19 protein-coding genes are annotated in these 22,165 nt (G+C 48.4%); 8 read left to right on the forward strand and 11 right to left on the reverse strand.

Annotation, left to right across the window (positions count from 1 at the left end; all coding sequences use genetic code 11):
- The 4 genes from C9J01_RS19255 to C9J01_RS19265 form a co-directional block, all read right to left on the reverse strand.
- A partial coding sequence (locus C9J01_RS19255; RefSeq protein ID WP_107299767.1) for a DEAD/DEAH box helicase occupies nucleotides 1-1,340 on the reverse strand: 1,340 nt, incomplete at its 3' end.
- 123 nt (nucleotides 1,341-1,463) lie between these two features.
- Nucleotides 1,464-2,351 (reverse strand): TPR end-of-group domain-containing protein, encoded by an 888-nt coding sequence (locus C9J01_RS19260; protein ID WP_107299768.1) that lies wholly within the window; start codon nucleotides 2,349-2,351, stop codon nucleotides 1,464-1,466.
- Nucleotides 2,352-2,630: 279 nt separating this feature from the next.
- Nucleotides 2,631-2,786, reverse strand: coding sequence for a hypothetical protein (locus C9J01_RS29665; protein WP_158264570.1), 156 nt, complete (start codon nucleotides 2,784-2,786; stop codon nucleotides 2,631-2,633).
- Nucleotides 2,787-2,942: 156 nt separating this feature from the next.
- On the reverse strand, nucleotides 2,943-3,434 hold the full coding sequence (locus C9J01_RS19265; protein ID WP_107299769.1) for an NUDIX hydrolase: 492 nt from the start codon (nucleotides 3,432-3,434) through the stop codon (nucleotides 2,943-2,945).
- Nucleotides 3,435-3,678: 244 nt separating this feature from the next.
- Here C9J01_RS19265 and C9J01_RS19270 point away from each other — a divergent pair, with 244 nt between their 5' ends.
- Nucleotides 3,679-4,140: an RNA-binding S4 domain-containing protein gene (locus C9J01_RS19270; RefSeq protein ID WP_107299770.1), complete on the forward strand. Its 462-nt coding sequence runs from the start codon at nucleotides 3,679-3,681 to the stop codon at nucleotides 4,138-4,140.
- 95 nt (nucleotides 4,141-4,235) lie between these two features.
- Here C9J01_RS19270 and C9J01_RS19275 read toward each other — a convergent pair whose 3' ends face one another.
- Nucleotides 4,236-5,960: a sigma 54-interacting transcriptional regulator gene (locus C9J01_RS19275; protein ID WP_237157012.1), complete on the reverse strand. Its 1,725-nt coding sequence runs from the start codon at nucleotides 5,958-5,960 to the stop codon at nucleotides 4,236-4,238.
- Nucleotides 5,961-6,561: 601 nt separating this feature from the next.
- On the opposite strand from C9J01_RS19275, the gene ygeW reads away from it, so the two are divergent.
- The 5 genes from ygeW (at nucleotide 6,562) to arcC (ending at nucleotide 13,275) form a co-directional block, all read left to right on the forward strand.
- Nucleotides 6,562-7,749, forward strand: coding sequence for a knotted carbamoyltransferase YgeW (gene ygeW, locus C9J01_RS19280; RefSeq protein ID WP_107299772.1), 1,188 nt, complete (start codon nucleotides 6,562-6,564; stop codon nucleotides 7,747-7,749).
- Nucleotides 7,750-7,949: 200 nt separating this feature from the next.
- Nucleotides 7,950-9,152 (forward strand): diaminopropionate ammonia-lyase, encoded by a 1,203-nt coding sequence (gene dpaL / locus C9J01_RS19285; RefSeq protein WP_107299773.1) that lies wholly within the window; start codon nucleotides 7,950-7,952, stop codon nucleotides 9,150-9,152.
- Nucleotides 9,153-9,328: 176 nt separating this feature from the next.
- Nucleotides 9,329-10,540 carry a YgeY family selenium metabolism-linked hydrolase gene (locus C9J01_RS19290; protein WP_170114923.1) on the forward strand — a complete coding sequence of 404 codons (1,212 nt, stop codon included), beginning with the start codon at nucleotides 9,329-9,331 and terminating at the stop codon, nucleotides 10,538-10,540.
- 299 nt (nucleotides 10,541-10,839) lie between these two features.
- A complete protein-coding gene (hydA, locus tag C9J01_RS19295) occupies nucleotides 10,840-12,297 on the forward strand; it encodes a dihydropyrimidinase (protein ID WP_107299775.1) in 1,458 nt (485 codons plus the stop codon).
- Between the two features lie 60 nt (nucleotides 12,298-12,357).
- Nucleotides 12,358-13,275, forward strand: coding sequence for a carbamate kinase (arcC, locus tag C9J01_RS19300; RefSeq protein WP_107299776.1), 918 nt, complete (start codon nucleotides 12,358-12,360; stop codon nucleotides 13,273-13,275).
- Nucleotides 13,276-13,546: 271 nt separating this feature from the next.
- Here the strand turns inward: arcC and C9J01_RS19305 are convergent, their stop codons facing one another.
- The 4 genes from C9J01_RS19305 to C9J01_RS19315 form a co-directional block, all read right to left on the reverse strand.
- On the reverse strand, nucleotides 13,547-14,071 hold the full coding sequence (locus tag C9J01_RS19305; protein WP_107299777.1) for an outer membrane beta-barrel protein: 525 nt from the start codon (nucleotides 14,069-14,071) through the stop codon (nucleotides 13,547-13,549).
- A 224-nt stretch (nucleotides 14,072-14,295) separates the two neighbouring features.
- A complete protein-coding gene (locus tag C9J01_RS19310; RefSeq protein WP_107299778.1) occupies nucleotides 14,296-14,475 on the reverse strand; it encodes a hypothetical protein in 180 nt (59 codons plus the stop codon).
- Nucleotides 14,468-14,608 (reverse strand): hypothetical protein, encoded by a 141-nt coding sequence (locus C9J01_RS29670; protein WP_158264571.1) that lies wholly within the window; start codon nucleotides 14,606-14,608, stop codon nucleotides 14,468-14,470. Before C9J01_RS29670 ends, C9J01_RS19310 begins: the two co-directional genes overlap by 8 nt.
- Nucleotides 14,608-15,561 (reverse strand): ankyrin repeat domain-containing protein, encoded by a 954-nt coding sequence (locus C9J01_RS19315; RefSeq protein ID WP_272898732.1) that lies wholly within the window; start codon nucleotides 15,559-15,561, stop codon nucleotides 14,608-14,610. Before C9J01_RS19315 ends, C9J01_RS29670 begins: the two co-directional genes overlap by 1 nt.
- 682 nt (nucleotides 15,562-16,243) lie before the next feature.
- Between C9J01_RS19315 and C9J01_RS19320 the strand changes: the two genes are divergently transcribed.
- Nucleotides 16,244-16,627, forward strand: a complete 384-nt coding sequence (locus C9J01_RS19320) for a hypothetical protein (protein ID WP_107299780.1) — start codon at nucleotides 16,244-16,246, stop codon at nucleotides 16,625-16,627.
- Between the two features lie 248 nt (nucleotides 16,628-16,875).
- On the forward strand, nucleotides 16,876-18,639 hold the full coding sequence (locus C9J01_RS19325) for a glycerophosphodiester phosphodiesterase family protein (protein WP_237157013.1): 1,764 nt from the start codon (nucleotides 16,876-16,878) through the stop codon (nucleotides 18,637-18,639).
- 351 nt (nucleotides 18,640-18,990) lie between these two features.
- On the opposite strand, the gene C9J01_RS19330 is transcribed toward C9J01_RS19325, so the two are convergent.
- Both C9J01_RS19330 and C9J01_RS19335 read right to left on the reverse strand, forming a co-directional pair.
- Complete coding sequence (locus C9J01_RS19330; RefSeq protein WP_107299781.1) at nucleotides 18,991-19,209, reverse strand: dodecin; 219 nt, start codon at nucleotides 19,207-19,209, stop codon at nucleotides 18,991-18,993.
- 186 nt (nucleotides 19,210-19,395) lie between these two features.
- On the reverse strand, nucleotides 19,396-22,164 hold the full coding sequence (locus tag C9J01_RS19335; protein ID WP_237157014.1) for a sulfide/dihydroorotate dehydrogenase-like FAD/NAD-binding protein: 2,769 nt from the start codon (nucleotides 22,162-22,164) through the stop codon (nucleotides 19,396-19,398).
- Nucleotide 22,165: the final 1 nt, after the last annotated feature.

Below are 22,165 nucleotides of genomic sequence, written 5' to 3' on the forward strand. Positions count from 1 at the left end.
CCGTTAGTTTTGCTGCGAGGTTTTTCATCACCTTGCTTAGGCGCATTTCCTTTGCGAGGGCCTGAGTTGCGCTTTGGCTTATTGCTGTTTTCTGAGCGGCGTTCAGTACGTTTTTCAGCACTGTTTCCTGCCGATTCTTTTGGCTTTTTCGGTTTCTTTGGCTTTTTCGCTTTGAGCGGTTTGATCGGCAAAGAGTTCGGTAGCGTGTTGGTTGGCACAAAGCCTACTACATCTTTACGCTCAAGATGCTGCTGGATCAATTGCTCGATAGCGTTCAGCTCTTTGATTTCATCAGCACAAACCAGTGAAACCGCGTGGCCTTCGGCACCCGCACGGCCAGTACGGCCAATACGGTGAACATAATCTTCTGCCACATTTGGCAGGTCGAAGTTAACAACCTGCGGAAGTTGGTCAATATCAATACCACGGGCTGCAATGTCGGTTGCGACTAGAATGCGGATCTCACCGGTTTTGAAGTTTGCCAGTGCTTTTGTACGGGCACCTTGGCTCTTATTACCGTGGATAGCAGCTGCAGTAATGTCACGCTCTTCAAGGTATTTCGCCAAGCGGTTTGCGCCATGCTTGGTACGGGTAAAGACAAGTGCTTGGTTCCACTTCTTTTCTTGGATAAGCTTGGTTAGCAGCGCTGGCTTTTTCTTCTTATCTGTAGGGTAAATCCATTGTTGTACAGTTTTGGCCGTACTGTTGCGTGGCGTAACTGAAATCTCTACTGGATTATTGGTCAGCTCTCGAGCCAGTTCACGGATTTCTTCAGAGAAGGTGGCAGAGAACAGCAGGTTCTGACGCTTGGCAGGAAGCAATGCAAGAATCTTCTTGATGTCACGGATAAAGCCCATATCCAACATACGGTCGGCTTCGTCCAGTACCAATACTTCCAGTTGGTTGAACTTCACAGCGTTTTGACCAATAAGATCCAACAAGCGGCCAGGGGTGGCAACCAGTACGTCGGCACCCTTGCGCATACGCATCATCTGAGGGTTGATTTTCACCCCACCGAAAACTACCGCCGAGCTTAGTGGCAGTTTCTTGGAGTAGGTTGCAACGTTTTCACCGACCTGGGCTGCTAGTTCGCGGGTTGGCGTCAAGACTAGCGCACGGACTTGGTTAGCACGTACGATTGGGCCTTTCGATAAGCGTTCAAGGATAGGCAGGGTAAAGCCTGCGGTTTTGCCTGTTCCTGTTTGTGCCGCCGCCATGACATCCCGACCTTCCAAGACAGCAGGGATAGCCTGAGCCTGAATAGGAGACGGGGTTTCGTAGCCTTGGTTGGCAACAGCTTCAAGAATTGGGGTGCAAAGGCCCAAAGAGGCAAAACTCATAGAAAATTCTCAGTTGGATAAAAGTATGATCTGCCTCACACAGGCAGCAAGCGCGCTAGCTTACAGCAGGATCAGGAAAAGTCCTAATCTTTCAGATTATTCTATGAAGCTAGCGGGGAGATTCTAGGAATCGTTGGGGTCTATCAGGATTTCAAACCGCTCGTTACCGTGAAGGGATTCAAAGTCAGGATCTTCTGCGGCTAACTCGCGCAGTGAGGCGCTTCCGCTTACTGCTTGCTCTAAGTCGTTGATAGCGAGCTCTTCCGAGCCTAAACAGGCATAGGCACAAGCGCGCTGGTAAAGCGCATGGGCATTGCTAGAATCCAGCTCAAGTACGCGGTTACAGAGGCTAAGTGCCCAGTGATACTCCCTGATCTCCATAACGGCATCTGCCTTGTAGGTCAGGGCTTCCAAATCGCCGGGGCGTATTTTCAAAATATCGTCGTAGACTTCGATCTTCTGCTCTGGTGTCTGAAGACCTTGGGAACGTAGCCACAAATTGTGGATCTCATTAATAGTCTCGATCTCTTTATTGTTCTGGGCAATGATCCGGGTCTTACGTTTGAGGTCTTGCTCGAGACGCTGGAATTTTTTCTCGTACTGATCGGCAATCGACTGGAGTTGCTGGTCGGCGGCTTTTTTGGTGTTATCCCGAAGTTCACGCAGAGACTGCCAGCCAACGAAGGCAAACAGTGACGCTGCACCCGCGATGAAGTAAAAGAAGTAGGTTACAGTGACATTGGCATAGTTCATCGACTTATCAGCAACCGCTAGTTCCCGGTCGGTAATTTCAATCACCATTCTGCGCTCAAGATCTTGTTGTTCGATACGCAGTGCTTTTAGCTCATCCAATACATAGCGCTCCATGAGTGGGCGCTCCAACACGCCTTCAAGCTTTTTTTCGGAGTTTGGCTGTGTGACTGCTGGTTGTTCTTCAGACATGGCAAGGCCGGGTATCACCAGAAAAGCGGTGAGAAGTAGGGTGCGCAGGAGCAAGGATAATAGAGACATGGCCACTTCCCTCAAAGTCGCTGTGAGCGATGTACTTTAAGGAATACTAGTTAATGGTTGAATTTACTACAAAGTAGAAGTGGGCTGACGCCGAGCCAATAGGTGAAAGATAAGAAAAGCGCTGATGGCCTGAGAAAGTTGATTGCTTACTAACAACGAGGCACAGGAAGATATTGGTTGGCGGCCAAAAACTTGGTTACCACCAGCGCTGGAGAGACGTCGAATTAGGATTGGTCTTCAAAGCAAGCTAAAAGGCTATAGCGGCCATTTAGCTTGATGTTAGTCTTCCAAACCACCTTCTTTTTGTACGCTAGCCAACATTGCCTTACGCTTCAGCTCTTTGTCGGCTTCTTGCTGGCAACTAACACGGTTAGCTTCTTCGAGGCTGGTTTCTGCGTTGTTTAAAAAAACATAATCTTTATTAAAAGTCAGCATGACGTTTACCCTCAAGTCATCATGTTGTTTACGACATACATCCTGTCTTGATTTGGTTAAAAAACCATCATCCCTGATTAATTATTTTAAGGAGGAGGAAGGAGGCGTAGTTCACACTTTCCTCGCTCCTGTAGGCGTAGAGCGAACGAATAGCTGTCAATCTATACCCAGTAATTTCAGTGCGTTTCTGGCCGAGTCGAAAGCAAACTCATCCGGGGATATTTCATTTTTCTTTACCCAGCGGATAGCGTCAACATCATCATTTGCTTGCATTTTTGGCTTGTTATCTAGTGTGATGTGAAAGAAAGCATCACAGGTTTTGTATTCGATACCACGGTAAACGTAGGTGTTGGATGCCGAGCCGATATAGTCAATATTGCTAGGCTGAAAGCCCAGTTCCTCTTGCAGTTCGCGGTAAAGGGCTTGCTCTAACGATTCGTCATAATCGACAAAACCACCGGGAAAATCGAGCATGCCTTTACTTGGATTACGCCCTCGTTCTGCCACTAACACTTCATCACCACAGCAGATAACCGCCAAAACGGCTGATGCGGTATTGTGGAAATAGGTGAACTGGCAGTGTTCACAGCGAAAAGCTTTGGCATCGCTACGAGTGAGGGAGGCTTGTCCGCAAGAGGGGCAGTACATGTGTTGACCTACTAGAAAGCAATCGATAAAGAAACGAGCGGCGAAGTATACCAAACTAAACAATAACCTGACCATATCAGAGCCATCTCTGCCGTTTTAGTACAACCTAAAACGATTAAGGGGGGAGTCGTTCATTATTTAGCTTGGTATTACTCAAACCCGTGAATGCCAAGCGTGATTGGGTTAAAATTCAGTTAGCGCTCCGGCGTCAGTTAAATTATCGAAGTCACCACTGGTTAGAAAAATGTCTGAAGAACACGAAGAATATGAAGTTGAAGCCCTTGGCGTTGAGGTGAATGTCCAACCGATTGAGCTTTATAAGGTGTTGAAAATTGCCAACGCCGTAAGTGGTGGCGGTGAAGCCAAATTCGCGATTGCCGAAGGTTATGTAGCGGTAAACGGCGAACTGGAACAACGTAAACGCCGTAAGGTGTATGACGGTGATGTCATTGAGTTTAACAATGAGTTTTATCTAGTACTTTGCGACCAGCCAGTGACAGAGGTGGTGGAGAAGCCGAAGAAAGCGGCTGAGCCAAAGCCAGCCCCACGTGCTAAGTCAGCGCCTAAGCCTTCAAAGGGCAAAGGGCAGGGGGCTAAAGCGAAAGCCGGCTCTAAAGGAAATCAAGCTAGCAAAGGTCGTTCGGGTAAACCTGCGGCTAAAGGTCCGGCAGACAAAGCAACAGGCCGTAAACCTATTAGCTTCTAGGCTATTGCTTGAAGCAAGAATGCAATAAGGCCGCGTTTTTCGCGGCCTTGTTGTATCAGGAAGTAAATTTTGAGGTAAGAACGTCCAAACCTTCATCAGGCCCGGTGGTTGCTAAGCCCGTATTTTTTAATTTTACGGTATAGGGTCGCAATCCCTATCCCGAGTTCTTCGGCTACCATTTTGCGGTTGCCAAGCCGTGTAATGGCCTCTTCAATTCGGATCTTCTCCATTTCTTCAAGGCTCATCGAGCAATCGTCGCTTAAGACTTCCTGTGGGCTGGCTGCCTCTGGGGTCTGCTCAAAATACGGAGGCAATAAGTCGACGTCGATCTGGTCGCCTTCTGGGACGACATTGACGAGATACTCCACTAAGTTGCTTAGTTCACGCACGTTCCCTGGCCAATGGTAGGCATTAAGGCGGCGCATAGCCTCAGCACTGATCCCCGGGTAGGTTACCCCGATCTTTTGGGTGTGATGCTCAAGGAAGTAGTTGATCAGCAGCGCGATATCGCCTTCGCGTTCTTTTAGCGGCGGAAGGTGGATAGGGATAACGTTAAGGCGGTAATACAAATCCTCACGGAACTTGTTGGTGGCGATCATCTCCTGAAAATTACGGTTGGTTGCCGAAATAATGCGGATATCGACCGGAACGGATTTGTTCGAGCCTATCGGCATCACTTCTCGCTCTTCTAGTACACGTAATAACTTGGCTTGCAGAGTCATCGACATATCGCCGATTTCATCGAGGAACAAGGTGCCTTTGTTAGCAGCCTGAATAAGGCCGGTTTTGCCCTTGGTAGAAGCACCGGTAAAGGCGCCTTTGACATAACCGAACAGTTCACTTTCTAACAATTGATCAGGAATCGCAGCACAGTTAATCGCGATAAATGGATAGTTGTTACGATCACTTAGGTTATGGACCGCATTGGCGATAACTTCCTTACCGGTACCACTTTCACCGTTGATAAGCACGCTTGACGGACTGCTGGCGATACGGGTGATCAGCTTTTTCAGTTGGCGCATCTTGGTACACTCGCCGATAACGGTGGCGAATTGTGGCTCATGATCTGGGATCATCAAGGCGCTATTGGGCTGATGGTAAGCCATTAAAAATAATTGGTGGCCGTGGGCATTGTAAAACTGCCCAACTAATAATTCCTGACGTCCACCTAGCGAAATAATATGTTGCTGGTGGCCTTTCATTTCATTGTTATGAAGCGACAGCGGTTGAATATTAATTTCGAGGGTGTGCAGCCCATCCTGAGTAATATTCAGATTGTTGAGTGCTGGCTGGTTACCGTATTTTACCCGATTGTTTTCATCGAGGACTAATACGCCTTGGTCCATGTTTTCAATAAGATTAGTAAACACCTCATCGAGACCTTCACTGTTACTGTTTTTCTCGACGACTTTAGACACCACAATTTGGGCGATGTGTTTAATGTAGTCTGAGAAAAGTTGGACATTATCCTTGATTCTTTCACGCGACTCTTCGGTAAACGCGACAAGGCTGATGACTCCCAGGCACCTTTCTTCAATCATGATCGGTACGCCCAGGAAGGCCATTTCACGACAACCGTTTTTGTTAGTACACCCTTCGCATAAAGGATCGGTGCGAGATTTGACTACAACTTTTTCTTCATGTGTTTCAAGGATGTATCTAAATATCCTTGAACTGGTGTTTAGTTTCTTTCCAAAAAACTTACTGTAGGGACCCGTACCTGCAATTCGGACCAAATCGGCATCGACGACTTCGGCATCGATTTTCAACACCGCCGACAACATCTGGGTGAAGCGGAGGATGGTTGGTTGCAACTGCATTAATTCTGAGGGTCTTGGTGTGTTCAGCATATTGATTGGCTTATTCCTTTAATGACCGAATTAACATAAAGAAAAACCGCTTTATGCTGTTTGATATGTATCAGGGTTTTTCAATTGAAAAATTCGAAATGGAATATTTTGCTAGCAATGTCACATGGGAATATCAATATGATAATCCCGCTTTTTTATCGCTATCATTTTGGTCTAGAGAGTTGATACCTCGATGATAGCTGATATTTCTATTGCCTCGATTTCCTTTATGGCGGAACAATACTTCTCAATCTTCCGTCCCAGTATTCATGCGGCTTTTCAACGACTAACAATAAATTAAATTTTCAAAATTCAATGTTGGCACAGTTGTTGATTGTACTGAATTAAGTTCCGAAAAATTTATCTTTGTTAACCCTTAATTTAAGCCTGAAGATTTACAAGGCATCAGCGTCAACTCTTGTCCTTCTAAGCAATCTCAGTGCCTTAAATCAAAACCAAATCAATGATCGCTGATTGAGCAATGCCAAAGGCTGTCATTACCCATTAAGCGACTGGCCCGTGAGAAAAGCGCCGCCAGGAACGTATAACAATTGAAACCGGGAAGAAAAACATGAAGAGCATCAACGAACTGATCAAGGAAATTAATGAGCTTAAATCTGAACTGCACGACAAAGATTTTCTGTTGACCTGGGAGCAAACCCCGGAAGAGCTGGAGCGTGTATTGAAAACGGCCCAAGCCCTTAAATCAATGCGCCAGGAAAACATCGCGACAAACGTGTTTAACAACGGCCTCGGAATTTCCCTATTCCGTGATAACTCAACCCGTACCCGCTTCTCCTATGCTTCAGCTATCAACATGTTAGGCCTTGCCCAGCAAGACCTAGATGAAGGCAAATCACAAATCGCCCACGGCGAAACAGTCCGCGAAACAGCCAACATGATCTCATTCTGTGCCGATGCCATCGGTATCCGCGATGACATGTACTTAGGCGCGGGTAATGCTTACATGCGCGAAGTTGGCGAAGCGTTGGATGACGGCGTGAAAGAAGGCGTACTTCCTCACCGTCCTGCACTGGTTAACCTGCAGTGTGATATCGACCACCCAACCCAGTCTATGGCTGACTTGGCATGGTTGGAAGAGCACTTCGGTGGCCTAGACAAGCTAAAAGGCAAGAAAATTGCGATGACTTGGGCTTACTCGCCAAGCTACGGTAAACCGCTTTCTGTGCCTCAGGGCATCATCGGCCTAATGACCCGCTTCGGTATGGACGTCACCCTGGCGCACCCAGAAGGCTATGACTTGATCCCTGAAGTTGTTGAAGAAGCTCGCAAGAATGCAGAAGCTTCTGGCGGTAGCTTCACTCAGGTTGCCAGCATGGAAGAAGCATTCAAAGACGCAGACATCGTTTATCCGAAGTCTTGGGCACCTTACCAAGTGATGGGCCGCCGTACCGAGTTGCTACGTGCCAACGACCACGATGGTCTAAAAGCATTGGAAAAAGAATGCCTTGCTCAAAATGCCAACCACAAAGACTGGCACTGTACTGAAGAGATGATGAAGCTGACCAAAGCGGGCGAAGCACTTTACATGCACTGCTTACCAGCGGATATCACTGGCGTATCGTGTGAAGAAGGTGAAGTGGAAGAGTCGGTATTTGAGAAATACCGCATCGCGACTTACAAGGAAGCGAGCTGGAAGCCATACATTATTGCGGCAATGATACTAAACCGTAAATACCAGGAGCCTGGGCATATTCTGCAAGAGCTACTGGATGATGCGAAGAAGCGCGTTAAATAACCGCTTAGGGCATCGATACTTTTCCTGCCTTGGTGCATTCGTCTTGGTTCATCCGTGATGGTGTGACAGGGTAGGGAACCCCTAGTCGATCTATCTGTATCTTTATGCTTGGGCATGCTAGCCCATTAGCGGGGGAGTTATACCCTTGGGTTATTTCAGGCCCCCGCCTTTTTCTTTCTCTTATTTTATGAGGTCTGGTCGTGTCTACGTTCACTTTTAAAATGGAGATTGCCGATAACCGCCACTATAACGGTCAGCTATCTCCACTATTTACCGCCGCTGAAGCGGAAAAAGCCCGCGCTTTCCACCAAGCTGTGGAAGGCTACCAGCCGACACCATTACATTCTCTTGACTGCCTGGCCAAAGCAATCGGTGTTGGCAAAATCCTAGTCAAAGATGAAGCCTACCGCTTCGATCTGAACGCATTCAAAATGCTGGGGGGCGCCTATGCGATTGCCCGCCTGCTATGTGATGAGTTCAAGCTTGATATCAATGCGTTTGATTTCGACAAGCTGAAAAACGACATCACAGAAAAAATGACCTTTGCTACCGCAACTGATGGTAACCACGGACGCGGTGTGGCTTGGGCTGCTAATAAACTCGGTCAGAATGCCGTGGTCTACATGCCAAAAGGTGCGGCTGACGAGCGTGTTAACAATATCCGTGCCTTGGGCGCAGAATGTATTGTTACCGACATGAACTACGACGATACCGTCCGTTTGGCTATCAAAACTGCCGACGAAAATGGTTGGAAGGTCGTGCAGGACACCGCTTGGGAAGGTTACACCGAAATCCCTACCTGGATCATGCAGGGTTACACCACCATGGCGGCGGAAGCTGTCGATCAAATGAAAGCAATGGCTGTTGAACGTCCTACCCACGTTTTCCTACAGGCTGGTGTCGGCGCAATGGCCGGCGGCGTGCTGGGCTACCTATGTGACCAATACGGCCCTGACAAATTGCACTCTGTTGTTGTCGAGCCTGACCAAGCTGACTGTATCTACCGTTCTGGTATCAGTGAAAAAGGCGAAATGATCAATGTTGATGGTGACCTTGCCACCATCATGGTTGGCCTGGCTTGTGGTGAGCCTAACCCTATCGGCTGGCCTGTATTGCGCGATTGCTCCACCCAGTTTGTTTCTTGCCAGGACAGTGTTGCGGCACTTGGTATGCGTGTCCTTGGTAATCCATTAGGTGAAGACCCAAGGGTTGTGTCTGGTGAGTCTGGTGCTGTAGGTGCTGGTTTGCTTGCCGCCGTTCACTTCCATCCAGAAAAAGAAAAACTGATGGAGAAAATGGGCCTCAACCAAGACTCGGTCGTGCTGTTGATTAACACCGAAGGGGATACCGACCCTGTCCATTACCGTGAAGTTGTGTGGGGCGGTAAACACCAAACCATTTGAGCCTTTATGCCTGCTAGTTAGCGCAATACCTGCACTAACTAGCATCACTAAATGCACAAAGCAATCTACCAAGAATTTTAAATTTCGTACCTTGTTGGTGTCATCTATAGGCAGGGTGCCGTGAAAATCGATCATACCGGGTGTGATGACCACCGCCCGGTTCAAGGAGAATTATAATGAACATCCCATTTGCCCAAGTACTGGAAAAAGCCCAAGACTACAAAGCGGACATGACCCGCTTCCTTCGCGACATGATTGCCATTCCAAGTGAAAGTTGTGACGAAGAAAAAGTAGTACTTCGCATCAAAGAAGAAATGGAAAAAGTCGGTTTCGACAAAGTAGAAATCGACCCAATGGGCAACGTACTGGGTTGGATTGGTCACGGTCCTCACCTTATTGCGATGGATGCACATATCGATACCGTTGGTGTGGGTAACATGGATAACTGGGACTTCGACCCATACGAAGGTATGGAAGATGATGAAGTGATCGGCGGTCGTGGTGCATCGGATCAGGAAGGCGGCATGGCGTCTATGGTTTACGCCGGTAAGATCATCAAAGATCTTGGCCTTGAAGACGAATACACCCTGCTAGTTACCGGTACTGTTCAGGAAGAAGACTGCGATGGCCTTTGCTGGCAGTACATCATCCAAGAAAGCAATATCCGCCCTGAGTTTGTTGTATCTACAGAGCCTACTGATTGCCAGATCTACCGTGGCCAGCGTGGCCGTATGGAAATCCGTGTTGATGTATCTGGTGTGAGCTGCCATGGTTCAGCGCCTGAGCGTGGTGACAACGCGATCTTCAAGATGGGCCACATCCTAGGTGATATTGAAAAACTGGCTTCAAACCTTGGCGACGACCCATTCCTAGGCAAAGGTACATTAACCGTTTCTGAAGTTTTCTTCACTTCACCAAGCCGTTGTGCCGTTGCTGACAGTTGTGCAGTTTCTATCGACCGTCGCCTGACTTGGGGCGAAACTTGGGAAGGTGCTATCAAGGAAATCGAAGAGCTTGAAGCAGTTAAGAAGTTCGGCGGTAAAGTATCTATGTACAACTACGACCGCCCAGCCTACACCGGCTTGGTTTACCCAACTGAGTGCTACTTCCCAGCATGGAAGATCGACGAAGATCATGTTGCAACCAAGACCCTGGAAGCTTCTTACGAGCTTCTGTTCGACAAGAAACCTACCGTTGATAAGTGGACCTTCTCAACCAATGGCGTATCTATCATGGGCCGCTACGGGATCCCAGTGATCGGCTTCGGTCCGGGTAAAGAGCCAGAAGCACATGCGCCAAACGAGAAGACTTGGAAAGATCATCTAGTTACTTGTGCCGCAATGTACGCTGTTATCCCTCAGATGTACTTGAAAGAACTGAAGAAGTAATAAAACGTGACGGGTAGGGCACTATGCTCTCTGTGCTCTGCCTGTCCACCCTTTTCCGTCCTGGGGGCGCCGACCGCTCTGCCTAACGTTGGCCACATATCCCCCCCAGGATGGATTTCTTTTTTAGGCAGGCATTTTCTGTTTCTTTTGTCCGTTCAAGCTGAAGCCTTAAAGCTGAAACCTCAAAGCTTAAGCTTCAAAGCTAAGTCTCTAATCCCAGCGGGCAAACGAAACAGCATCCTTTTTATACCTTGACGTTATTTGGGTATGTGAATTCTTAGGCAGAGAAGGAATAAAGTATGTTTTCCGCGGCGTCGAAAAAAACATCAGAAACTCAAGCGGCGATCCTGACCCAACCCCGTCCGGGGACATTGTTGATCCGACAGGGGATAGTGGTCGATCACCAACAGGCACAAAAAGCCGATATCCTTATCGTTGACGGCAAGATCGCCGATATTGCCCCTGAAATCCATATCATTCCCAAGCAGTGTGAAATCATTGAGGCGGCGGGATTGTATGTGATGCCGGGCGGTATTGACGTCCACACCCATTTTAATATTGATGTCGGCATCGCGCGCAGTTGCGATGATTTCTTCTCCGGCACCCGCGCAGCGGCCTGCGGCGGCACCACTACTGTTGTTGACCATATGGGCTTTGGCCCAAAAGGGTGTAGCCTCCACCACCAGTTGAATGTCTATCAGCAATACGCCAAGGAAACGGCTGTTATAGACTATAGCTTCCATGGGGTTATCCAGCACGTAAATGATGAGATCCTCGCTGAAATGGCATCGATGGTGGAAGAAGAGGGGATATCCAGCTTCAAGTTGTACCTGACTTATGGTTACAAGCTCGATGACGAAGAAGTGCTAAAGGCACTAATCCAACTCAAGCAAGTGGGTGCGCTTGCGACGGTGCACCCTGAGAACGATGCCGCCATTGCCTTGCGTCGTACCCAATTGTTAGAACAGGGTAAAACCGCACCCAAATACCACGCGGTAAGCCGTCCTCTAGAGTGCGAAGCTGAAGCCATAGCCCGGATGATTAACCTCGCCAAATTGGCCGGTGATGCACCGCTATATATTGTTCACCTTTCTAATGGACTCGGTTTGGATTACGCCCGTCTTGCCCGCGATAACCACCAACCCGTGTGGGTTGAAACCTGTCCGCAGTATTTAATGTTGGATGATAGCTGCTATGAACGGGAAGACGCGCTCAAGTTCATCCTAAGCCCGCCACTTCGACCTGCGATAGAGCGCGAGAAGCTTTGGCTCGGGCTGGTGGATGGCAGCATCGATACGGTTGCCACCGACCATTGTTCGTTTACCTATCACGATCAAAAGCAACGTGGCAAAGACAATTTCAGTGCTTGCCCCAATGGGATGCCCGGTGTTGAAACCAGAATGCCGTTGCTGTTCTCAGAAGGTGTCATGAAAGGGCGGCTTAGCCCAAGCCGTTTTGTCGAACTGACCAGTTACCTGCCAGCCAAGCTGTTTGGCCTATATCCACAAAAGGGCGCATTGCAGGCTGGATCTGATGCCGACTTGGTGCTGTTCGACCCGGAACAAGAAGTCTCAATCAAACACGAATTACTACACGACAACGCAGATTACACCCCGTTTGAAGATATCCAAACCCAGGGCTGGCCAGTCATGACCATCAGCCGTGGGGACGTTGTAGCGTGTAATGGCGAATTTACGGGGAAAGCCGGGAATGGCCGCTTTATTCGCCGCAAACCGTTCGATGCCAGTGCGCTGTAAACCGTCACGAACGGGTAGGGGTGACAGCCCCAAACAACAAGGATAATTCAAGGAGTAATTATGAACACCCCAACCAAGAAGAGTACTGCTGTTGTCGCCTTAGGGGGAAATGCACTGTTGCGTCGTGGCGATGCGCCGAGTTTTACCAACCAGCTTGCCAATATCAAGATTGCTGCCAAAGCAATTGCCGAGATTGCCAAGGAATACCAGGTTGCGATTGTCCATGGTAATGGGCCTCAAGTTGGTTTGTTAGCCCTTCAGAATCTGGCCTACGACAAAGTCCAGCCATACCCGCTCGATGTTCTGGGCGCTGAAAGTGAAGGCATGATCGGTTATATGCTGGCGCAAGAGCTGCAAAACCTGATGCCGGACACCGAAGTCTCTAGTTTGCTGACCCGTATCGAAGTCGATCCGAACGACCCGAGCATGCTAGATCCAACCAAGTTCGTTGGCCCAGTTTATAACGAAGAAGAAGCAGGCATATTGGCGGAAGCCAATAACTGGACCATGAAACGAGATGGCGAGTTTGTCCGCCGCGTTGTACCGTCGCCGAAACCACTGAATATCATAGATAAGAAATCTATTGAGACGCTCTTGGACGCGGGTGAAATCGTGATCTGCTGTGGCGGTGGCGGGATCCCTGTGCGTAAAACTGACTACGGCTATACCGGTGTGGAAGGAGTGATCGACAAAGATCTTGCCGCGACCTTACTCGCCAAGCAACTTAAAGCGGACAAGCTACTGATCTTAACCGACGCCGATGCGGTCTACTTGGACTGGGGCACTGAGAACCAGCGCGCACTTCGCGCTGCAACACCCGCCCAGTTGAGCGAATACCAGTTCCCTGCCGGTTCAATGGGCCCGAAAGTGGAAGCCGCTGCAGATTTTGCCCAGTTCGGCGGCAGGGCTTATATCGGCGCCTTGGAAGAAGGGTTGGATGTATTGGCCGAAAAAGCAGGGACTTGTGTTAGCGCATAGGAACTTGTACAGCCTTTCTGGTGTTAGATAAAAAGAGCCCTCCAGTAACGGAACAGTTATTATCTGACCGGTTACTGGAGGGCTCTGACTTACATAAACAAGAACATTATTCACTTCTCACAGAGAGGAAAGGAGAAGTGCTAAAACGATATCTACAAATGGCTATAAAATACAGTCACATATATTTAACTGGCATTCAGTTAATATAAAACTTGGCCGTAATGGAGCATCATCTTGATATAGCTATCTTGATGTAATTCGGCTTAATGGCTTAGAACTTGAAGCCGACGGTCAAAGCTAGTTGGCCAGGGACGACATTATATCCACCCACATTGAAGTGCAGCTTGTCTTTAGAAAGCTGAACGTAGACGTTTTCACCACTGGCACGAACACCGGCACCGTAATAGAAATTTTCATCACCGAATGAGCCGCTATGGCGGTCGTATTCCCAATCAACATCACTGTAATGGAAGCCTGTTGTAACGAACGGCTTAACGGCGATACCTTCTTCACTGTGGAACGTATAACCAAACTCCATGCCGAATTTCAGTGTTGTGAAGTCGTCTTTGTAAGTTCCATAACTGTTACTCTGATCAAATGACGATGTTTCATAGGAGGCAACTACCGCAAAGATATCATTGATATCATAGCCACCTTCAATTTTGAGGCCTTTCTCAGCCGTAATCGACTCGGCACCGGTAGTAGACATACCAATACCAATGCGTGGCCCTTGAGCTGCAGCATTAGCTGCAAATAAAGTAGATGTAATTACAGATGCTAGGATTACTTTTTTCATGTGTCTTTTGCTTTATATCGAGGTTCATCAGAACCCTGGTGAGTGATTAAGCCAAATCCGTGTCATCTATTACTTATGTGTTGTGATTGTTATGAGCACGGCGCAATGTGTCTGCTGGGCGCTGTTCAGAGCCCAGCCTGTTGTGCGCGGATAATACTCAGTACTGAAATACCTGACAGGTCATTTCACGACAATCGACATGGGAAAGAAAATCAGCAACTCAGTTATTGGGTTGCTGTTTGGTTGGTAATTCGAGCTAGTAGATAGCTTACCGAACTATAATCACTTGGCTCAACAAGGTACCTCTCAATCTGCTCCTTCACGGTATGGTCGAATATTTCTCCCGACAAAGCGCGGGCTTTGAAATCTAACATGAAGCCAATTTGATACCGGTTGTCAGCCATCACACAATACCTCTCCGTGGAATTCAAAATGGCACTCTTCACTGAGGTATTGAGTAAAGAAACTGTCGTCGGCCAACTGATCAAAAGCGGCAAAAATATCATTGATAATTGGTTCCAATTTTGGCTTGGACATTACTCACCGGCCTCCAAGAGTTCGACGATATCGCTATAGCCAAATTGCTCTGCCAGTGCTTTTGGTGTTAAACCGTCAAAAGCGACAATACTGGTATCCGCTCCTGCTTCAATCAGGACTTTAGCCGCCTCGGTGTGGCCGTGCCAGATAGCATCATGCAGCGGTGTGTAACCGTTATTTGGACCCATCGCATCCAATACTTCCTTGAATCCTTCGTATTGAGAAAGCAGCGTCAGCATATCGGCCCGACCAAAATAAGCCGCTTTGTGTAAAGGAATCGCAGCCATGTAGTTGCCAGGGATAGTTTGGTCGGCACCCGCCTCGAGCAAGGCTTTTGCGATCTCGTAGTTGCCGTTCCGGGCTGCGACCAGAAGAGCGGCGTGGAAGTCACTACCTACCTTGAGAACTGGGGAAACTGCATTGACATCAGCTCCTCCTTTGATGAGTGCTTGAATATTTGCCAGCTTTTCTTCGTCGGTTGACTCCGTATCAAGGACCAAAGCAGTAAAGATGGTACTGTCATTTTTGGCCTGGCTGTTTAGTTCTGCGGTGCGTTTATCAAACAATTGGTTTATCTGCGCGATATCGGCGATGGCAGCCTTGTCTTCAGGATTTGGACCGAAGTCATTGAAATCTTTGGCCGACATACCAAACGCCGCTACTAACGTTGTGTCAGTATCCGGCAGGCTAAGAAGGTATTCTACGCCTTCGATGTTGCGGTACCATACCGCCAGCATCAGTGGGGATGCGCCTAGTCGCACGGGTTGAAGGTTCACGAATGCGCCATGCTCAACCAGCATCTTCAGCATCTCGACATTATGGGCCTGAGCGGCAAAGTGAATAGGGGCATTTCCCATCAATGGGTCCAAAGCGTTGACATCTGCTCCTTCGGCAATCAACTTTTTGGCCTGTTCCAAATTACCTTCGACAACCGCAAGGTGTAATGGGGTCAGGTTACGGAAGACATCTTTTTCTACACTAGGTTGGTGAAGTGCGCCTGTCGGGGTATCTGCTGCCCTTCATTGCCTCTGCTTGTGATGACAGAGCAGGGAGTGAAAAAGATAAAAAACCGATCGTTAACGCTGATGCTAGGGTACGTTTTGCAAACTTCATTAAATATATCCTTTAACTGACTTTTAGCTGAATATTTCAAAAATATTGGCTTAATTTCTATGATTAATAAATCAAAGGGGAAATGTTTTATTTAACCTTTTTCTTCATTATGAAAATAAAAGTAATAATTACCTTTTAACGAAGATGTATACTTTGTTCAAATCACGGTTATAGTTTTGCTCAAATACTTATTTGATGCCATAAACTAGACGTTAACCTCGAAGAAACCAAAGGTTAATAATTTTATTTTTCAATTAAGTCTCTAATATTCAGTATCTTATGTTGGGGTGGCGGGGTGAGCGCACTGGTGTGATTCTGTAGAAAAGTATAATAGGAATAAGTACTGTGGCTATATTGAAAGAAATGAGCCACTGTGTTTTTTCAAATAATTAAGAAAAAAGTAAAAAGAGGCAGTTTGAACACTTAAATGTTTACCCTATTTTAATGGCTTCAATGGGTTCAGCCACTTCGCATGATGAATTAAAATTTATTATGTAAAAGGACCCAAAAAAGGCACTGCCCATGAATCAGAATGCCCAACAACTTCTGAAAACACTTTGTGCAGAGTACGATAACTTGTCGCAAAAGTATCAAGATCGGCCATTTCCAGAGTTTTCGGAAACCATCCAAAATGAATTAGGTTACTGTTTGGTTCGCTGCCCAGTAGGGAGTCAGCGATTCTCTATTGTGTCTGTACGCTTTGCTTCTGCGGTAAGGGGACAAGGGGTGTTAACTGCATTTATCGATTATATCAGGAAGCACCCTTATCATTATAACGGTATTGAAGTCGCAACTATCGAGAATAAAGGCTTGGCCAAGCGGCTGCTTGCACTTGGCTGGCAGTATAAATCCCGGTTCAGCAAACTCTTTTTTGCAAAAACGCCAACGTTAATCCAAGACTTTTAAATCGAAGTCTATGACGGTGATAACAACAATGGCGATAGAGGGTGGCTGAGAACAAACCGCGAAAGCCCGCCTGTACCCATGCTTGCCAGTAATCACCTTCGCGGGCACCCAAGCTATTGAGGTGTTATCATAGCTATAGAATGATAATACAACCTTGGCGAAACACACTTTTGAGCTACGCATTTTTCCATCGCGGACGACATATCCTCTATTTCATTTGGCACCGGCTTAGAACTAGCGGGTTTCAGATGCTAACCAGTTTCCTTTTTGTTCGCTGTACATTGTTGACCTTGTTTGTCCCGCTAGATATCTGGATAAGCTCCAAGTTGATGTCACTCCATGGCGTGAGTGCGATTGCCAACCAGGAACTATTGGCCTTCTTCCTGTCACCCGCAGGCTTTTTGCTCAGCCTCTGGCTCATTACTCAGTTGAGCTTTGCCTTTTTCGTCGAGCATTCAACGATTAGCATCTTGTTGGCCCAGCATGATTTGGGAAAACGCTCGATAATGGATACCTTTGGGCTGATCCTCCAGCGCAGTTTCCGCGTTGCCAAGGTGGTCCTTGCCCAGTCGTTAGGGATCAGTCTGCTACTTTCTACCTTAGTTTGGTGCGGGCGTTGGCTTTATGGGCTTATGCTCAATGACTGGGATATTAACTATTACCTCAGCCATCAGATGAGCTCTTTGTGGCTAGCTGTTGGCCTGCTGGTATTAATCACGCTGCCGATAGTTTTGTTGGTTCTTCGCTACTGGGCCAGCTGGTGGCTTGCATTGCCACTTAGCCTATTCCAGAACTGTTCCCAATGGCGTCTGTTCAAGCAAGCCCAGCGCCTCAGCCAGGGCATCTATATCCATATCCTATTAGGCCATGTTGCATGGTTACTGGGTCGGGCTGTGATAATTGCCGCTATCGGCACGAGCATACTGTTTGTGCTTGAACCCATATTGCACTGGGCGACTTATGATCCCGAGCGATATCCGTGGTTGATGGTGGCAACGGTTGTGCTGATTGGTGTCGCTTTTCTATTGAGCTTTATCGACCGGTTTATCTACGCAAGTTGCCAGTACTACGTGTTGCGCCTGCAGACAAGGCGCTTGAAGTTAGTCAATGAAGAAGAGCGCTTTGCTGGCCTAATGCAAAACACCCAGCGCCGAGTTTTACTTGGCGGCGTAATGGTGGTGTTTACGGTCTTTGCTTCATTTAACGGCTACTCCGACGTACGCCATTTTGTCGGGCATTTGCAGACTAATACATCGGGATATGTTACCGCTCACCGTGGTGGTGGATTTGCCTATCCCGAAAACAGTGAGGCGGGTATCCAGTACGCTATTTCATTGGGTATCCAAAGCACCGAGATTGATGTGCAAATCACCAAAGATGGGCAGGTGGTCGTATTCCACGACCGTGATTTGGGCCGGATGCTGGGTTCTCATCTGGTAGTGGAAAATGCCTCTTATGCTGAGATTGTCGCAGCATACCAGCAACAGGATCTTACACCGCCGCCTTTGTTGACCCATCTATTGGATAATTACGCCAATGACATTGAGTTTAATATCGAACTCAAACGATACAACCGAAGCTTTGGTTTGGCTAAGGCAATGGCTGAGTTACTACCGAATTATCGACAGGCCATGATTGTTTCGAGCCTGGATACCGACTTGCTGGCAGAACTGATGAATATGCTGGCGGAAAAGCGGCCCGAGCAATTGCGATATGCTCTGATATACGCAGCAAGTGTTGGTGAGTCGGACCTTGAACGCGAGGTGGACATGTTGATGGTTAGCGACCAATGGCTTGATGCCTGGCGAATCATTGAAATCCAGCAGCGAGAGCAAGAGGTGCTGGCTTGGACTATCAACAATGCAGCGGCAATGCAGCGACTGTTCCTGCTAGGGGTTGATGGCATTATTACCGACGAGCCCAAACTGGCGCAGGAAGCTAAACAGAATATCGAAGAGATGGATTTCTCTGAAAGGGCTTTGCGAACATTGCGGCACTGGTTGTTGCTCTAATAAAAAAAGGGGCGCAAACATATAAATGCCCCAACTGTTCAATGTAGTAACAGAAACTGATGTCTTTCAATGAAGCTAGAGTTTACCAATTGATAATTGGCTGGTAATACGCGCTTGGTATTAAAAAAAGGGGAGTTAACCTCCCCAGACAGTCGCTTATCTAAAATTGGTGATAAACACAATTAGCAATCATTGATTTGGATTTAACAATCAACTTTCGACACGGATAATGTTACGAAATGGGTCGGCAGACAAGAGCAGTAGCGAGGATTTGATATATCTTTTATGGGATTTTATATCTTTATAAATCCCATAAATTATTTAACTTCATGGTGTTAGTTAGCCTTAAGCCTATTCCTCCAACGTAAATCCGATTTTGATTGTCACCTGCCAATGGGCCACTTTGCCGCCCATGATATGACCACGGGTCTCGACGACTTCGAACCAGCGCATGTTGTTTACCGTTTCATTGGCGCGTTCGATGGCGTTGCTTATAGCATCTTCAATGCTAACGGGAGAGGAGCCAACCAGTTCCATTTTCTTATAGGTATGATGATTCGAGCCACTCATAACAGTCTCCTGATATTAACAGTCGATTAAGTGTAGTTGGTTTTAGGCCTTCCTTATGTTTCACCTTTGAATGACTTATCTAGGATGCTCTTGCGGGACGGAGTTTGTGGGAGGCAAAAAAAGGCCCCACTCTGCAGTGGGGCCCCTTGGGTGTTACCTAGTTATTGGTGCTTACTCTGCATTAATTTACTCTTCAATCAGCTTGTGCGCTATCTGGCTCTGGCGCTCTTGCGGTTTAAACTGATTAAACCTTGGTAAGAACTTGTCCCAATCGATGACATGGCTGTTGATTTCAGGACCATCGATACAGGCGTGCTTACGCACTAGTTTGCCGTCTTCCATCACAGGTACCATGCATGCACCACACATGCCGGTGGCATCGACCATGATGGAGTTGAGGCTGGCGACACATGGAACTTGGTAGCCCAGAGTTTGATCGCTGACTGCACGCATCATCATAGGCGGGCCTATAGTGATGACTTCGGCAATTGTCTGATCAGAATCAGGGTTATTGGCTTCCCTATGCTGCACCAAGCGATCTTCGAGCGGATTTGTCACAAATCCTTCGATGCCGAACGTACCATCGTTACTGGTGTAAACCACTTCCAGTAATCCAGGGAACGCTGCCCGTAGGTTCTCGACCTTGTCGCCTTGTTCCGTCCAGAAACTATGGGTCTTGCTTCTGAAGCCGGAGATCAGGGTGACCTTATTGCCGATTTCCAGGTGGGCACGCATGATAGGATGCACAGCAGGCAGGCCTACGCCGCCCGCGGTGAAGATAACACTCTGGTTGTCAGGGTGTTTTACCACATGGCTGGCTTGCCCCAATGGGCCGGCAATGGCCTCGAAGCAGTCGCCTTCTTGCATTTGGTTGATCAGCTTGGAGCTGGTTCCTAGCCCCTGGATCACCAGCTCGATAGTGCCGGCTTCGGCGTCCCAATCGGCCAAAGTGAGAGGGATCAATTCACCTTTTTCATCCGCCAGTACCCTGACAAACTGACCAGCCTTGGCTGAACGGGCAATGAGCGGTGAGGTAATGGTGAATTCGACAATTTCTTCGGTCAATTGGCGACGTTTGACGATTTTAGCTGGCGTTTGGCCTAGCCCTGTATAGTGACAAGCTTGTGCGACGAGCCCTTCGACTTCCTTGGCATTGAAATCAAGGTGGCCCATGATTTCCCTTGCCGCAGCCTGGCCGTCACCTGCAGCCTTGATAGCTGTTGAGCCACCACGGGTAGCATCACCGCCACTGTATACGCCGCTTAGTGAGGTCTCTTGCGAGCCCTTGTTGAGCAGCAGTGTACCCCACTTGGAGGTATCCAAGTCTGGGTTGGCGTCTTTGACGATAGGGTTGGAGCTGTTGCCCAAGGCCATAATGGCAAAGTCGACTTTCATCAGCTCAAACTCACCGGTTGACTGTGGACGCCTTCGGCCAGAAGCATCAGGCTCGCCCAGCGCCATTACATCAAGCTTGGCACTGGCCAGAACATGGTTTTTGTCACCGTTGAACTCACAAGGCGAGCGTAGCTCCTTAAGCTGGATTCCTTCTTCGAGCGCATGGTGAAGTTCTTCGACACGGGCGGGCATTTCCTGTTGGGTACGGCGGTAGACGATAGTGACGTTGGCCCCCAAACGGCAAGCGGTACGGGCGGCGTCCATCGCGGTGTTACCACCGCCGATGATCATCACTTCTTTACCTTCCATATCCGGCATTGGCGTTTCGTAGTCAGGCTCGTTGGCGTGCATCAGATTGACACGGGTCAGGAACTCATTGGCCGACATAATGTTCAGTAAATGCTCACCCGGAACATTCATAAAGCGCGGCAAACCTGCTCCGGTACCGACGAAAATGCGCGTGAAGCCAGCGCGTTTCAGATCGGCGAGGGTCGCTGTTTTACCAACAATATAGTTGGTGACAAAGCGCCCGCCGAGCGCTTTGATTTTCTCGACCACATCATCCACCAACTGGTTTGGCAGGCGGAACTCAGGGATACCGTACCTCAGTACGCCACCCAAGACATGGAACGCCTCGAAAACGGTCACCGGATAGCCTTCTTTGGCGAGCAAGTAGGCATTGATCAGCCCCGAAGGGCCAGAACCTACAATCGCAACCGGAGGTTTGGTAGCCGCAACCCAAGGGTTGATGTCAGCCGCTTTCGGCGGCTCGCCGCTGGATAGTTCGCGTTCACGCTGGGGTAGGAACCACTCCAACTGACCGATTTCGATAGGCCTGTCGTTATGGGTACACACGCCCTGACATTGCAGCTCTTGAGGACAAACCCGGCCCGTGACATTCGGTAATGGGTTGGCATCGCGGATGAGCTCGAAGGCGTCCCTGAAACGGCCTTCACCCATTAGGTTGAGTACCTGAGGGATGTGTATCTTAACCGGGCAACCGCCATCGTTCTCTTCAGCGGGGTTACCGTCTCGGTCGCACTTCGGCACGCCGATCTCACACGGGCGATCTTCACACTGCTTGTCTCGGATCACTTCAAGCCAGACGAACATTTCAACTTCACGCAGGCTGTAACCCAGCCCCATGTAACCCAAATAGCCCTGGCTAACCAAGTCAAAGTCCTTGCGGCGCTCTTCGGCCGGGCGTACATAAGGCGGTATGTTGTTGCTTCCTGGCCATCCGGCAGATAGCCCTTTGAACATCGGATAGCGCTCTGATAAATGGGTATCCAGCGCCTGCACAAAGGCACGCTTTTGCTTGAGCGGGATACGCCATAAGTAGCGCTGCAGGGCGATACTGAGTTCGTTATCGGCAAGCAGTAGTTGCCAGAGCTTTTCGGTAAACTCAGCAGAGAGCTTGCCTTGCTTAAGGGTTTCGCGAATGAGCTGCATGCTCTCCTCGATCACCACCTGCTGGAAGCGCTGTGGGTTTTGCTCCATGCGCTTTAGCATCAGCTCCCGTTGAGCTTGCGAGATTGGACGGGAAATTACATCACTCATG

Origin of the sequence: Photobacterium rosenbergii, assembly GCF_003026455.1 — a bacterium.
In the GTDB taxonomy this organism is placed as follows: domain Bacteria; phylum Pseudomonadota; class Gammaproteobacteria; order Enterobacterales; family Vibrionaceae; genus Photobacterium; species Photobacterium rosenbergii.